This is a genomic window from Arcobacter suis CECT 7833 (genome assembly GCF_003544815.1).
Classification (GTDB): domain Bacteria; phylum Campylobacterota; class Campylobacteria; order Campylobacterales; family Arcobacteraceae; genus Aliarcobacter; species Aliarcobacter suis.
In genome coordinates this window covers 1036418-1050261 of the sequence record NZ_CP032100.1, presented here as the reverse complement: position 1 = coordinate 1050261, position 13844 = coordinate 1036418, and the positions used below count along the sequence as shown (strand labels likewise).

Annotated in this window: 13 protein-coding genes; 4 read left to right on the top strand and 9 right to left on the bottom strand. The window is 27.0% G+C overall.

Annotated features, from left to right (window positions below; all coding sequences use genetic code 11):
- Positions 1–17 precede the first annotated feature (17 nt).
- The 3 genes from ASUIS_RS05420 to ASUIS_RS05410 form a co-directional block, all read right to left on the bottom strand.
- On the bottom strand, positions 18–479 hold the full coding sequence (locus tag ASUIS_RS05420; RefSeq protein WP_118886054.1) for a J domain-containing protein: 462 nt from the start codon (positions 477–479) through the stop codon (positions 18–20).
- Between the two features lie 380 nt (positions 480–859).
- A complete protein-coding gene (locus ASUIS_RS05415; RefSeq protein WP_118886053.1) occupies positions 860–2065 on the bottom strand; it encodes a tyrosine-type recombinase/integrase in 1206 nt (401 codons plus the stop codon).
- A gap of 172 nt (positions 2066–2237) precedes the next feature.
- The gene (locus ASUIS_RS05410) at positions 2238–3848 is read right to left on the bottom strand and encodes a cation:proton antiporter domain-containing protein (protein ID WP_118886052.1); all 1611 of its coding nucleotides are present in this window, start codon (positions 3846–3848) and stop codon (positions 2238–2240) included.
- Positions 3849–3977: 129 nt separating this feature from the next.
- On the opposite strand from ASUIS_RS05410, the gene ASUIS_RS05405 reads away from it, so the two are divergent.
- The 4 genes from ASUIS_RS05405 (at position 3978) to ASUIS_RS05390 (ending at position 7980) form a co-directional block, all read left to right on the top strand.
- A complete protein-coding gene (locus ASUIS_RS05405) occupies positions 3978–4307 on the top strand; it encodes a DUF6172 family protein (protein ID WP_118886051.1) in 330 nt (109 codons plus the stop codon).
- Between the two features lie 156 nt (positions 4308–4463).
- Entirely contained in the window at positions 4464–5726 is a 1263-nt protein-coding gene (locus ASUIS_RS05400) for a serine hydroxymethyltransferase (RefSeq protein ID WP_118886050.1), read from the top strand.
- A 27-nt stretch (positions 5727–5753) separates the two neighbouring features.
- Positions 5754–6590 carry a bifunctional helix-turn-helix domain-containing protein/methylated-DNA--[protein]-cysteine S-methyltransferase gene (locus ASUIS_RS05395; RefSeq protein ID WP_118886049.1) on the top strand — a complete coding sequence of 279 codons (837 nt, stop codon included), beginning with the start codon at positions 5754–5756 and terminating at the stop codon, positions 6588–6590.
- 127 nt (positions 6591–6717) lie between these two features.
- Complete coding sequence (locus ASUIS_RS05390; protein WP_118886048.1) at positions 6718–7980, top strand: benzoate/H(+) symporter BenE family transporter; 1263 nt, start codon at positions 6718–6720, stop codon at positions 7978–7980.
- Positions 7981–8066: 86 nt separating this feature from the next.
- On the opposite strand, the gene ASUIS_RS05385 is transcribed toward ASUIS_RS05390, so the two are convergent.
- The 6 genes from ASUIS_RS05385 to ASUIS_RS05360 all read right to left on the bottom strand — a co-directional run bounded on the left by ASUIS_RS05385 (position 8067) and on the right by ASUIS_RS05360 (position 13668).
- Entirely contained in the window at positions 8067–8540 is a 474-nt protein-coding gene (locus ASUIS_RS05385) for a pyridoxamine 5'-phosphate oxidase family protein (protein WP_118886047.1), read from the bottom strand.
- Positions 8541–8613: 73 nt separating this feature from the next.
- On the bottom strand, positions 8614–9789 hold the full coding sequence (locus tag ASUIS_RS05380; protein ID WP_118886046.1) for an acetylornithine transaminase: 1176 nt from the start codon (positions 9787–9789) through the stop codon (positions 8614–8616).
- Positions 9790–9799: 10 nt separating this feature from the next.
- Positions 9800–10495: an MOSC domain-containing protein gene (locus tag ASUIS_RS05375; RefSeq protein WP_118886045.1), complete on the bottom strand. Its 696-nt coding sequence runs from the start codon at positions 10493–10495 to the stop codon at positions 9800–9802.
- 74 nt (positions 10496–10569) lie between these two features.
- Positions 10570–11451, bottom strand: a complete 882-nt coding sequence (locus ASUIS_RS05370) for an aldose 1-epimerase family protein (RefSeq protein WP_226799994.1) — start codon at positions 11449–11451, stop codon at positions 10570–10572.
- Complete coding sequence (gene blaOXA / locus ASUIS_RS05365; protein WP_118886044.1) at positions 11448–12215, bottom strand: class D beta-lactamase; 768 nt, start codon at positions 12213–12215, stop codon at positions 11448–11450. Before blaOXA ends, ASUIS_RS05370 begins: the two co-directional genes overlap by 4 nt.
- Before the next feature lie 70 nt (positions 12216–12285).
- Positions 12286–13668, bottom strand: a complete 1383-nt coding sequence (locus tag ASUIS_RS05360; protein WP_118886043.1) for a DEAD/DEAH box helicase — start codon at positions 13666–13668, stop codon at positions 12286–12288.
- Positions 13669–13844: the final 176 nt, after the last annotated feature.

The following is a 13844-nucleotide window of genomic DNA, read 5'->3' as shown; positions in this document are numbered from 1 at the left end:
AAGAAAAATATCTATTTTTACATAGATATCTTTTTTTGTTTTGTTTTTACAGTTTCACAACCATATTTATTTTTTATTTCTTCAATACTTTTTTGATTAGGATTTCTCCCTTTTATTTCTCCATAATACCACATTTTCTTTTTTATCCCATATTTAAAGTTTAATGATTTTAAAGTCTCTTTTATAGATTTTGTATCACCACTAACCCAAACCCAACTCCCTATTACTTCAATAACAATATTTTCAAAATGTAGTATTTTTGAAATTATTTTTTCAAGTTCTAAATCAAATTTACTTTCATTTGAAAAATATATTTTGTGTTCTAAAAAATTGTTATATATTTCATTCAACATTTTAAAAAGTTCATCTGTTCCTCCAACATCAGGGTGTAATTTTTTACAAAGTTTTTTATATACTCTTTTTAACTCATTTACTCCCTCTATACCTTTAAACTCTTCCTCAATTTGTGAATATGTCATTTTCTCTTCCTTAAAATAGTTTTACCTTTTTTGAAGATTTTTGAGGGGATTTTTTTATCTTCTTTTTTAATTTTAGAAAATAAAAACAACCCTCTTAATCTTTTTAAGGTTTTACCCCTTTCGTTAGTTTCTTCGGGTTTTTGTAGTGGAATGTAATGATTTAATTTTGACTTAGAATAAAATATAAAATAAAATATTTTTATTTTAGTATCAGTAAATAATTTAATAAAGTGAAATGAGAGAAAAAAACTGAAACTAATGAAAGGATTTTAAAAAGATTTTATAGTGTGTTTTATTTTAGGTGTGATAACAAAAATTAAAAAGTTAAGAAGATTTTTTATAAATTGACTTTATGTCAATACCTTTATTAAAGTAGATAATTATTTATTATCTACTTTAATATCATTTAAAAGATTATAATAATCAATTAAACCTTTTTTTATAAAATCAAAGGTGTATTGACTATATCTTGTTGTAATTTCTTTATCAGTATGTGATAAAATTGATTTAATCATTAACAAATCTCTACTAATTGGTCTGAAAATATTTCCAAAGAAATGTCTATAATCATGTGTTCTTAAATTTAAAGTTTTCTTTTCTTCATTTGAATATTTATGTTCATCATAAAATATAATTTTTCTCTCTTTTTCAAGTTTATTTACTATTTTTTTATGTAAATTTCTTATTATTGAATCTGAATAAAAAGGGTCTTTTTTATCTTTTCTTTGAAGAGGAGTTTGAAATACATAAATATCTGTTGGTTTTTCTTCTCTTATTTGTTCCATAAGTTTTACAATTTTATCAACAATATAATATTTAGTGTTTGTTTTATTTTTAGATTTATTTTTAAAAACAACAATTGACTGTTCTTTTAAATCAACTTGATCCCATTCTAAACTTAAAATTTCCCCTAATCTTCTAACACAATAAATACTTAGATAAAACATAAGTTTATATTGTTTATTTTCAATCTTTTCAACTTCTTCAAGTATATATTTTAAAGTATCTAATAAGTTAGATTTAATTATATATTGAAGTTCTCTTTCATTACTAAGTTTTTCACCATAAACTAAAAAAGTTGAAGGATTATGATTTATAATTCTTTCTTTTATCATTTGATTAAAACAAGGTCGTAAAGTTTCTTGAACTCTTCTTACACTTCTATTTGATAAATTGTCTAATCTTTCAAGTTTATTAATAATTTTTTGAACATCTTGATTTTGAATTTTATCAATTTTCATATGTCCAATTTCTCCTGATATATAATTCTTATATACAGATAACATATTTTCTGAATGTTTTGTATTTTTATTAATTTTCTCAAAATTATTCATAAAATAGTTGTCAAGTGTTTTATTAAAACTATTATAATTTTCACTATAACCATTTATTAATTGGTCTCTCCAAACTTCAAGTTTATTTACACTTTCTGTTAAAGTCTTACAATTATATTTTTTTGTTAAATTAATTTGTTTAAGTTTATAATTTACTCTAATTTTTCCAAAAAACTCTCTTTGTCCTTTTGAATTTATACTTGTGTATATTCCAGTTTTTTTAGTTGGTTCAAGTTCATTTTTTCTAGACATTTAGTTCCTCCACTATTTCATAAAGTGTCATACAAGTTATATACAATACAATATAAAACAATACCACAAAATACATAAAACAACAATCTTGTTTTTCTTAGAAGTCCTGATTATATGGAGTTTATAAGACTATATCAGTAGTTTAATAAAACTAATATATCCGATTAAAAATCTACTTGTTTTCCAAATTTACTAAAGCTTCTTGAACTAACAATCGCCCTACTTCAAAATGAGCATGAACAAACTTTTTAATATTTAAATCTTTTAATTGAGACTTTTCATCTAATGATTCAATTTTTAATAAAATATTTGCTTCACTATGAAATTTTAAAACCGCCTCACAAATCAATCTTTTTATATGAGTATCACTAACAGTTATAATAACACTTGAAGCTTCATCTACTTTTAGTGACTCTAAAACAGGAAGTTTATCTAAGTGACCAAAGTATGCCATATAACCTAACTTTCTTCCTAAAAGAACGTGTCTTAAATCATCTGAAATTATTACAAAAGGAATTTTTCTCTCTTTTAAATCATTTGCAATTACTCTTCCTAAAATTGAAAAACCACAAATAACCACATGGTTTTTTACTTCAATAGGTGTGATTTTATCCGACTCATAAAACTCAACTACAAAATATGAAGCTAATTTATAGATATTATTAACTATAAATGGTGTTAAAATCATAGATAAAACAGAAATTAATATTAAAAAACTAGCTGTTTCATGGGAAATTAGATTATTACTTGAAGCAAGTGCAAATATTGCAAATGAAAATTCCCCAACTTGACAAAGGGCAAGTGCTGATTTTACAGCTGTACTTTTATCGGCTTTTCTTCTAATAATTACATAAATAACCAAAGCTTTTATAAGCATGATTGCTACAAATATACCTAAGATAATATGTACATTATTTAAAAAATATAAAGCATCAATTTTTGTTCCAACTGAAAAGAAAAATGCTCCTAAAAGTAAATCTTTATAACTTGCAATATCAGATTCAACTTTTACACTAAAATTTGTATCAGAAATAATCATACCTGCTATAAATGCCCCCAAAGAGTATGTAAAACCCATTTCATGAGCTAAAAGTGAAGTTCCTATTACAATTGATAAAACAGAACCTAAAAATAGTTCTTCAATTCTAGTATTTGAAGCGAATTTTAAAAGCCAAGAGATAAGTTTTTTTCCAATTGTAAACATAAAAAACACAATAATAATCGCTGAAATAAAAGTTTTAGTTAAAACTTCACCAATAGATAAAGTATCATTTGTCAAAAAAGTAATAAGTAATAAAATAGGAATAACAGCTAAATCTTGAAATATTAAAATAGCAGTTGATTTTTCTCCATAAGGAGTGTGAATATCTTTTGAGTGTTTTAAATATGTTAAAACAATAGCTGTTGAAGATAAAGAAAAAGCCAATGAAACGATAAGTGAAACTTCTATGCTTAAGTTAAAAACAAAAAAAGCTACTAAATAAATCAAAACCGCACTAATACTTACTTGTAAAAAACCATTTAATAAAAGTATTTCTTTCATTTTTTTGATTTTATCAAAACTCATTTCAAGACCAATTGTAAACATCAAAAATACTATTCCAAACTCAGCAATGAGTTCTAGTGAACCAATATCAAGCCCATTAAAATTGAAAATATAACTAATTAAAGTTCCAGTGATTATATATCCAATAATATGTGAAACTCCAAATTTTTTGAGAATAATATTTAAAATAGTTGCTATTGAAATAGTCAAAAATAATGTAAATAAAATGTTTTCCATCGACCTTCTTTCTTTTTATATGTATAAATATTATATCAAATTATGTTTGTTTATTTTATGATTGATTGTATAGAATTTATTCATTAAATAAATTAGGATTTTTTGCTATAATTGCACCAAAGGATTTATATGAAAAAAACATTCCAACTAATAGTTGCAAACAAAAATAAAGATAGACAAGTTGAATCTATCAAAAATGATGTAAGAAAATATATCAAAAGAGAAAGAACAAAAAGATTACCAGAAAATTGTAATTACTGGAATTTTGATTGTAAATTTGGTAAAACACAAGAAGAAGCTACTGAAATTAGATTTGTAGATATTACAAAATCTATTGATATAGCTGCAAGTAAAAATCTTGAAAGTTTCTATTTAGAGTTAGTAGCTCGAGCAGAATTTAGAAAACCTAAAGAAAAAAATCAAGAAAATAACGAAGAAGATGAAGAGTTAGAAGATTAATTTTTTCTTCTGCTTTTTCTAAAAATCACTCTTAAATCACCTACAAATAAAAATAAAATCTCAAAAATGAAATATCTGTTTAAAATAGCAATTTTTGGATTGTTTAATATTTTTAATTAAGTTATTGTTTTGGAAATAAAAAATGGAGGCTTTACAATGAACTATATCACAAACGCAAAATTAGAACAAGCAGATAAAGAAGTATTCGAAATAATAGAGAATGAATTAAAAAGACAAACTAATCACTTAGAGATGATTGCAAGTGAGAACTTTACAAGTCCTGCTGTTATGGAAGCTATGGGTTCTGTTTTTACTAACAAATATGCTGAGGGGTATCCTTATAAAAGATATTATGGTGGTTGTGAATTTGCTGATGCTGTTGAGCAACTTGCAATTGACAGAGCTTGTAAAATCTTTGGTTGCTCTTATGCAAATGTTCAACCTCATTCGGGTTCGCAAGCTAATGGTGCTGTTTATGCTGCATTAATAAATGCAGGTGATAGAATCCTTGGTATGGATTTATCTCATGGTGGACATTTAACTCATGGATCTAAACCATCTTTTTCTGGTAAAAACTATTCTGCATTTTATTATGGTGTTGAACTTGATGGAAGAATCAATTATGATAAAGTTATGGAAATTGCAAAAACAGCTCAACCAAAAATTATAGTTTGTGGTGCATCTGCATATGCTAGAGAAATTGACTTCAAAAAATTCAGAGAAATAGCTGATGCTGTTGGAGCAATTTTATTTGCTGATATTGCTCATATTGCAGGTCTTGTTGCAGCTGGTGAACATATGAGTCCATTCCCATACGCACATGTTGTAACAACAACTACTCATAAGACTTTAAGAGGTCCAAGAGGTGGGATGATTCTTACAAATGATGAAGAGATAGCTAAAAAAATCAATAGTGCTATTTTTCCAGGAATCCAAGGTGGACCACTTGTACATGTAATAGCTGCAAAAGCAGTTGCATTTAAAGAAATCTTAGATCCAAAATGGAAAGATTACGCAAAACAAGTAAAAGCAAATATAAAAGTATTAGCAGATGTATTAATAAAAAGAGGATATGATTTAGTTTCAGGTGGAACAGATAATCACTTAGTATTAGTAAGTTTTTTAAATAAACCATTTTCAGGTAAAGATGCAGATGCAGCTTTAGGGAATGCAGGGATTACAGTAAATAAAAATACAGTTCCAGGTGAGACAAGAAGTCCATTTGTTACTTCAGGTATTAGAATTGGATCTCCTGCATTAACAGCACGAGGAATGAAAGAGAAAGAGTTTGAAATAATTGCAAACAAAATTTGTGATGTTTTAGATAATATTGAAGATACAGCTCTTCATGCTAAAATTAATAAAGAATTAGAAAATCTTGCTAGTAATTTTGTGATTTACAATAAATCGACTTTTTAAAGAGTTTTAAACGTTTGGAGAAGAAACATGTCTACTTTAAATAACAACTATAAACAAATTGAAAAAGCAATAAAATATATTGATGAGAATTTCAAAGAACATCCATCAGTTGATGAAGTTGCAAAAAATATCGGTATGAGTAAATACCATTTTATAAGAGTATTTAAAGAATATGTAGGTGTAACTCCCAAACAATTTTTACACAGCGTTACTTTAAATTATGCAAAAGAGCATATCAAAGAATCCAAATCCATTCTAGATAGTAGTTTGGATATTGGATTATCTAGCAGTAGTCGTCTTCATGAACTTTTTGTAAACCTAATTGGAGTAACTCCAAAAGAGTGGAAAGAAAAAGGAAAAGATGTACAAATCACTTATGGATTTGGACAAACTCCTTTTGGGGAAGCCTTAATTGGATTTACAGATAAGGGTGTTTGTTATCTAGGATTTATTGATGATAATAAAAATGAGATTTTTAGTAGATTCAATGAACTTTGGGAAAATGCCAATCTTCATCACGATGAAAAAGCTGCCAATGAATATTTAGAAAATATCTTCGTTAAAAACAAAAAATATTCCCTTTTTGTAAAGGGAACAAATCTTCAAGTAAATGTTTGGAAAGCCCTATTAAACTTACCAAATGGCATCGTTGCCACTTATTCTGACATTGCAAATTATTTAGATAAACCCAAAGCCGTTAGAGCAGTTGCTAGTGCTATTGGAAGAAATCATATTGGTTATTTGATTCCTTGTCACAGAGTTATCGCAAAAAGTGGAGCAATGAGCGGTTATAGATGGGGCATTGAAAGAAAAAAAATACTTATTGCTTATGAATCAGTAAAAGACAACAATCAAAACGAATAATATATCAAGTATCTTTTTTATATTTAAATTATCAATAAAAACATCAAAATAAAATATTAGCAACTAACGGATTGTAAAAACTTTTTTATTCTTTTATACTCTTATTATCTTAACTTTGGAGTATAAAATGCATAAAGAAACATCGACAATTACGCAAAATCAAGTAATTGAAAAGTTAGTTTTAGATATGGATACAGTCAATCCTAAAAAGGTAAAAACTGTTAAATCTTATTTTAATATTTTGCCACCAATAATAGCTGGTTTAATATCAGTTATTGTTAATTATGGTGGTACTTTTATTTTAATCTTTCAAGCTGCACAAATGGCTGGATTAAGTCCAGAACTTACTGCTTCATGGGTTTGGTCTATTTCTATAGGTGTTGGAATTACAGGAATATTATTAAGTTGGTACACGAAAGAGCCAATTATTACTGCTTGGTCTACACCAGCAGCAGCATTTTTGATAACTGCACTTATAGCGGTTCCATATAGTGAAGCAATAGGTGCTTATTTAATTTCTGCATTAGCATTTATTATTTTAGGAATTACAGGTTATTTTGGAAAATTAATTCGTTTAATTCCAGTTAGTATTGCTTCTGGTTTATTAGCAGGTATTTTATTACAATTTGGTATTTCTGCTTTTTCAAATATGACTATTGACCCAATTTTGGCTATTTTTATGTTTTTTATTTATATTATTGCAAAACGATTTTCTGCAAGATACGCTATTGTATGTGTTTTAAGTTTTGGATTTATCTTGTTGTTATTACAATCGCAAATTAATTTTTCTGGTTTAGAACTTAAATTGGCAACACCAATTTTTACTGAACCTACTTTTTCAATAAATGCCTTATTAAGTGTTGCGTTACCTTTATTTTTAATCACATTAACTGGGCAATATATGCCAGGTTTATTGATATTAAAAAATGATGGATTTAAAACAAATGCAAAACCAATTCTAGCAATTACTGGTTTAGGTTCATTATTGATGGCGCCTTTTGGTTCACATGCTTTTAATCTAGCAGCAATCACAGCTGCTATTTGTACAGGAAAAGAATCCCATGAAGATCCATCAAAACGATGGATTGCTGGTGTTGCAGCAGGAATATTTTATATTTTAGTTGGTATTTTTGGAGTTACACTTGCTGCTTTATTTGCAGCTTTCCCAGCAACATTTATTAGTACACTAGCAGGTCTTGCATTGTTAAGTACAATTGCAGGAAGTCTTGCTAATGCAATAAGTGATAATAATACTCGTGAAGCTGCAATGATTACATTTTTAGCAACAGCTGCAAATATCAATTTATTTGGAATTGGTGGAGCATTTTGGGGACTTGTGTTAGGGTTAATTTCTTATTTTGTTTTAAATGGAAAATTCAAAATAAAATAATTATAATAATTCCCAAGCTATAAGCTTGGGAATTTATGTATAAAAAGAATAACTACTTATTATAAAACTTTATCCTTTTTTCAATCTTATTTATAATATCTTCCAACATAGTTTAAAATATCAATTCTAATTACAGCTGTTGCTTTTATCATCTTAGCAGGTAATTCTTTATTTGATAAATGTGGGGCAAATTTTTCTACAATCTTAGATAATGCTATTTTTTTCTCATCAAAATCATCAACTAACAAAGCTTTACCTTGTAAAATAATACTGTTAAATTCTGTATTAACATCACAAGGATTTTCAACTCCTTCATACAATAAAGACAACATCTCATCTATTTCAAAACATACATTTGAATTAAACTTGATATTATCAATTTTTTTTCCTTTTGCTAATCCATGTAAGTATATTTTATTGTCAAAATATACAAAATGCATTGGTAAAACATAAGGAAAACCATCTTGTGAAAAAGTTCCTAATCTTCCAACTTCTGCTCGTAAAAACAACTCTTCAATTTGTTCTTGTGTTAATAAATGTGTTTTTGTTCTATGTCTCATATTTTCGCCTTTTTTGATGTAAATGTAAACTTAGTATAAAAGAATACACAACATAAAACAAGCTGAAAATTGCTTATTTTTTTATTTCAATTAAAGCATTCTCAAATCTTTTAAATCCTTGTTTCATCTCTTTTTTTGAGATATTTAAAGGAGGTAAAAATCTAATTATATTTTTTCCAGATTTAAGTACTAAAATTCTATTTTTAAGTGCTATTTTTATGATTTCTTCTAATTTTTTTTCATCTTTTAATACAATTCCTTGCATAAAACCAAAACCAGTTTTTTTTGAAAAAAGATTTGTGTAAGTATCAACAAAATAGTTTAAACAGTTGTTAAAATATCTTATATTTTTTTTCAAATTTCCACTATTTTTATACTCTTCTAAAACATTCAAAACTTCTTTACAAACCGTAGTTGAAAAATGATTTCCACCAAAAGTTGAGCCATGATCACCTGCTTTTAAAACATCTTTTAAATTTGTCATCATTACACCAATTGGAATTCCAGTGGCTAATCCTTTTGCCAAAGTTATGATATTTGGCTCGATTTTAAAGTAGTGAGAAATCAAAAACTTTCCACTTCTATAAACTCCTGTTTGAACTTCATCTATTATTAGAAGTAATTTTTTACTTTTTAAGATTTCACTTAACTCTTTTACTTCTTTTATGTCTTGCATAAAAATTCCACCCTCACCTTGAATCAACTCAAGCATAACAGCAACCGTTGAATCATCAATCAAAGAGATAGCTTCTTTTATATCATTTGCATAAACAAATCCATCAGGATAAGGTCCAAAATATTTATGTTTATCCTCTTGGGCAGTTGCTTTTAGTGTTGCTATTGTTCTTCCATGAAAAGAGTTTTTTATTGTTATGATTTTATATTTAGGTTTAGAAAATGCTGTATTTCCATATTTTCTTGCAAGTTTTATAGCACTTTCATTTGCTTCTGCTCCACTATTACAAAAAAAGCATTGCATATCATAAGTGCTTAATTCAACTATTTTTTTTGCGCACTCTTCTTGTGATTTTATTTGATAAATATTTGAAGTATGTAAGATTTTATTTGCTTGATTTTCTATTGTTTTTACAACTTTTTTATTACAATATCCTAAACTATTAACCCCAACTCCTGAAGAAAAATCTATATAATCTTTTCCTTCTTCATCGTATAAAACTGATTTTTTTCCTTTTACAAAAGAGACATCCAATCTATTGTATAAAGGCAATAAATAACTATTTGATTTCATATTTTTCCTTTTACTCATGATAAAATGAGAATTGTTCATCTTTGTCTTTTAATTTATATCTTTTAGATAAAGACTCCATAAATGCTTTTCCTAATTGGGCACAATTTAAAGCCTCTAAGGTAAGTTTTTCATCAAGCATTGGATTAATTATTAGCTGATTTAATTTTTCAATATTTAGATTTGGATAAGTTCTTTTTTCCAAAATAACTTCATCATCTACGCTAATATTTCCCTCTTGTAAAACCTTTGCATACCACCCTGTTAAACCACTATCAAAAATAAATTTTGTCATATTTTTTTGATTTGTATTTGCACTTAATTTCCAACAAGGTTGCCTTGGTTGTGTTATTTGGATTTTTGTTTGCCCTATTTTTAAAACATCACCAATACAAATATCTTTTTCACAAACTTGTGACAAAATCAGATTTTCTCCAAAAAATGCCATATTTTCCATATCGAAATTATTGTTATAAAAAGCGTTGATTTTTTCATAAGTTAAACTTGAAAAAAGAAATAAAGCTTTATTAACTCCGCCATGATGAAGTAAATCAGCTTGAAAATCTTCTTTAAAACCTGTTTTTGTAAGATATGCTTTTGAAACAGGATATTTTTTAATTCCTGAAATTAATTCAGTTCTTTTACTATTTTCTAGTTTAGTCGAAGTAACAACTCCTACTTTTACATATAAAACATTTGCTATTTTCATTTTATACTCCATATTTACAGAATATAAAAGTATAAGGTAATTAAAGACTTATAACAATCCAATAATTGCTAATTTTAAATTTCGATACTATAAAAACAAGAAAAAATTTCATCTCTTTCCAAATTAATCATTCCTTTTTTATCTTCAAAGTTTTGATTTGAGTTTTCATCATCAGCAACTCCAAACCAAGGTTCAATACAAATAAATGGTGCGCCACTTGGTTTAGACCAAATACCTAAATATGGAAAGTTTTCAAAATTTAGTTTTACAAAGTTTTCATTTTTTGAGTTTTTTAAAGTAAGTGTTTTTATATTAAAATCTTCAAAAACCAAAGCATCATTCTTAAATAATTCTTCATTTAAAGCTATTTTATTATCTGTTATTTTTAAATCAACACTATCATAAACTAAACCTAAATCATTTAAAAAATATCTTTTTGTCTCTTTTATATTTTCGAACTCCAAAAAATAATCTTCTTTTTTTTCATCTTCTTTTAAAGTCCAGTTAAAAGCAGGATGAGCACCAATAGAAAAAAGCATTTTATCATCTGATTTATTTATCACTTTATATGAAACTATCAAACTATTTTTTTCGAGTTTATAAAATAAATATAACTCAAAAGAAAAAGGATATATTTCCAAAGTTTTTTCATCACTTTTTAATCTAAACTCTATAAAATCAGCTTCATTTTTTACAATTTCAAACTCTTTGTCTCTTGCAAATCCATGTTGAGTCATATTATATTTTTGATTTTGGTAAAAATAACTATCATTTTTTAGTCTTCCAACTATTGGAAAAAGTATTGGAGAGTGGCGATTCCAGTATTTTGAATCACCTTGCCAAATATACTCCAACTCTTCAGCACATTTTTGTAAACTATTTAATTCAGCTCCAAAAGATTTGATTTTTGCTTTGATATGTTCATTTTTTATTTCGTAATTCATCTCTTTCTTCATTTGATAATCCCTTTGATTTTTAAAGCCTCTAAAGTTATCTCTTTTCTTTTTATTAAATCATCTTTTGATTTTGTATCTATGTTTGTGGCAAAAAACCAAACATCATTTTTTGTTTCTACAAAACCAACATACCAGCCATATTTCCCTTCCCAACCTGTTTTTGCTCGGATTACAAAATCTTCATTTTTTTCATCAATCATTATTTCTTTTAAAGTATTCATATCTTCAATTTTAAAAGGTAAATCATTTGTATATAATCGTTTTAGAAATTTGATTTGCTCATATGTTGTGATTTTCAAACTCTCATCTAACCAAAATCTTGTTACATCATTTCCTATATTTTTATTTCCATAGTTTAGTTCTTTTAAATATTTTTCATATTTTTCAACCCCTATTTTTGAAGCAAACTCTTGATAACACCAAACACAAGAGCTTTTAAAAGCACTTTGTAAAGTCTGGTCTTTATTCCAAGATTCATATTCTCTGATTTTTTTATCCCAAATAATCAAAGAATCTTTTGTTACAACACCTTCATTTAAAGCTATCAAAGTATTTGGAATTTTAAAAGTTGAAGCAGGACTAAAAAGCATTTCAGCCCTTTTGTCATTATAAATATAGATTTTTTTTGTATTTAAAGATTCAATAACAATAGTTCCATCAACTTGTTTGTTTTTGAATATATTTTCAAGTTCCAAATCCTGAGCAAACAAAAAAGAGTTTGTTAGAAAAATTATTGTGATAAGTAGTTTGATTTTTTTGTGCATTGTGTAGTTCCTAAATTTCAAGTAAGGTATTTTATAAAACAATACCTTACTTAAATATTTTTTGAACTAATTAGTTGTTTTTAAAACCTGAGTTTGTTCTTCTGTTTTTTGAAGTTGCTGATGTTTCACTTTTTTTAGAAGCAAATTTATTGTTATTTCCTCTTGGTTTTGCACTTGAAGATGTGTTCTCTTCAACTCTTTTTTTACCAAAACTTCTTTTAGAACTAGAGTTTGTTTCTTTTGGTTTTGCTGTTCTATTTTGGTTTGAACTATTACCTCTGTTTCCTCTATTTCCTATTGGCTCAGCTTTGATATTTGGGTCAACTTTAAATCCGATTGTTTCGATTTTTCTGATTTTTTGTTTGATTAATTTTTCAATTCCAAACAAATAATCATGTTCATCTACACAAACTAAAGATATAGCTTCACCCTCGTTTCCAGCTCGTCCAGTTCTTCCGATTCTATGTACATAATCTTCTGCAATATTTGGTAATTCAAAGTTTATTACATGTGGAAGATTGTCGATGTCAATCCCACGTGCAGCTATATCAGTTGCAACTAGAACTCTTACATTTCCAGCTTTAAAATCATCTAAGGCTTTTGTTCTTGCACCTTGTGATTTATTTCCATGAATTGCAGATGAAGAAATACCATCTTTTACAAGTGCTTCACTAAGTTTGTTTGCACCATGTTTTGTTCTAGTAAATACTAAAACTTGTTTCCAGTTGTTTTTATTTACTAAATGTAATAAAAGCTCTTTTTTTCTCTCTCTATCAACTAAATGAACAGTTTGTTCAACTTTGTGAGAAGTGCTATTTGCAGTTGCTGCTTCTATTAACACAGGAGAATTTAGTAAACTATCTGCTAGTTTTTTAATATCATCTGAGAAAGTTGCTGAGAAAAGAAGATTTTGTCTTTGTTTTGGAATAATTGCTAGAACTTTTTTAATATCGTTTATAAATCCCATATCAAGCATTCTATCTGCTTCATCTAGAACAAAAAATTCGATTTTTGATAAATCTAAACAATCTTGAGAAATTAAATCAAGTAATCTTCCAGGAGTTGCAATTACAATATCAACACCTTTTTTTAAAAGTGCTTTTTGAGGGTTGATTCCAACTCCACCAAAAACAACAGCTGATTTAAAAGGAAGATATTTCCCATAAGTCTCAACACTTTGTGCAACTTGCGCTGCTAGTTCTCTTGTTGGAGTTAAAATCAAAGCTCTAACATGAGATTTTTTATCTTTATTATAAGCAGTTTTTAATCTTTGTAACAGTGGAAGTGTAAATCCAGCCGTTTTTCCAGTACCCGTTTGAGCAGCTGCTAGAACATCTTTATTTGATAAAATCACTGGAATTGATTTTGCTTGAATTGGCGTTGGCGTTGTATAACCCTCTTCTTTAATTGCACGAAGAAGTTCTGTGCATAAACCTAAGTTTGAAAATGACATAAGTACCTTGTTTTGTTATGAACCTATCAAAAGTTGTAAACTTGAGTTACGATCTAGGTTATATAATTTGAGTTTAGTTGAGTTGTAAATTGACTACAAAAACGAAGTCAGGCATAGACCGATGTATGCTGAAATTGCGACATTATATCATAAATAATCCAATTAAATTGATACTA

Excerpts from the sequence above, each read along its gene's own strand:
- ASUIS_RS05400 (WP_118886050.1), top strand. The coding sequence starts at position 4,464 with ATGAACTATATCACAAACGCAAAATTAGAACAAGCAGATAAAGAAGTA.
- ASUIS_RS05405 (WP_118886051.1), top strand. The coding sequence starts at position 3,978 with ATGAAAAAAACATTCCAACTAATAGTTGCAAACAAAAATAAAGATAGA.
- ASUIS_RS05410 (WP_118886052.1), bottom strand. The coding sequence starts at position 3,848 with ATGGAAAACATTTTATTTACATTATTTTTGACTATTTCAATAGCAACT.
- ASUIS_RS05415 (WP_118886053.1), bottom strand. The coding sequence starts at position 2,065 with ATGTCTAGAAAAAATGAACTTGAACCAACTAAAAAAACTGGAATATAC.
- ASUIS_RS05375 (WP_118886045.1), bottom strand. The coding sequence starts at position 10,495 with ATGAAAATAGCAAATGTTTTATATGTAAAAGTAGGAGTTGTTACTTCG.
- ASUIS_RS05390 (WP_118886048.1), top strand. The coding sequence starts at position 6,718 with ATGCATAAAGAAACATCGACAATTACGCAAAATCAAGTAATTGAAAAG.
- blaOXA (WP_118886044.1), bottom strand. The coding sequence starts at position 12,215 with ATGCACAAAAAAATCAAACTACTTATCACAATAATTTTTCTAACAAAC.
- ASUIS_RS05395 (WP_118886049.1), top strand. The coding sequence starts at position 5,754 with ATGTCTACTTTAAATAACAACTATAAACAAATTGAAAAAGCAATAAAA.
- ASUIS_RS05385 (WP_118886047.1), bottom strand. The coding sequence starts at position 8,540 with ATGAGACATAGAACAAAAACACATTTATTAACACAAGAACAAATTGAA.
- ASUIS_RS05370 (WP_226799994.1), bottom strand. The coding sequence starts at position 11,451 with ATGAAGAAAGAGATGAATTACGAAATAAAAAATGAACATATCAAAGCA.
- ASUIS_RS05380 (WP_118886046.1), bottom strand. The coding sequence starts at position 9,789 with ATGAAATCAAATAGTTATTTATTGCCTTTATACAATAGATTGGATGTC.
- ASUIS_RS05360 (WP_118886043.1), bottom strand. The coding sequence starts at position 13,668 with ATGTCATTTTCAAACTTAGGTTTATGCACAGAACTTCTTCGTGCAATT.
- ASUIS_RS05420 (WP_118886054.1), bottom strand. The coding sequence starts at position 479 with ATGACATATTCACAAATTGAGGAAGAGTTTAAAGGTATAGAGGGAGTA.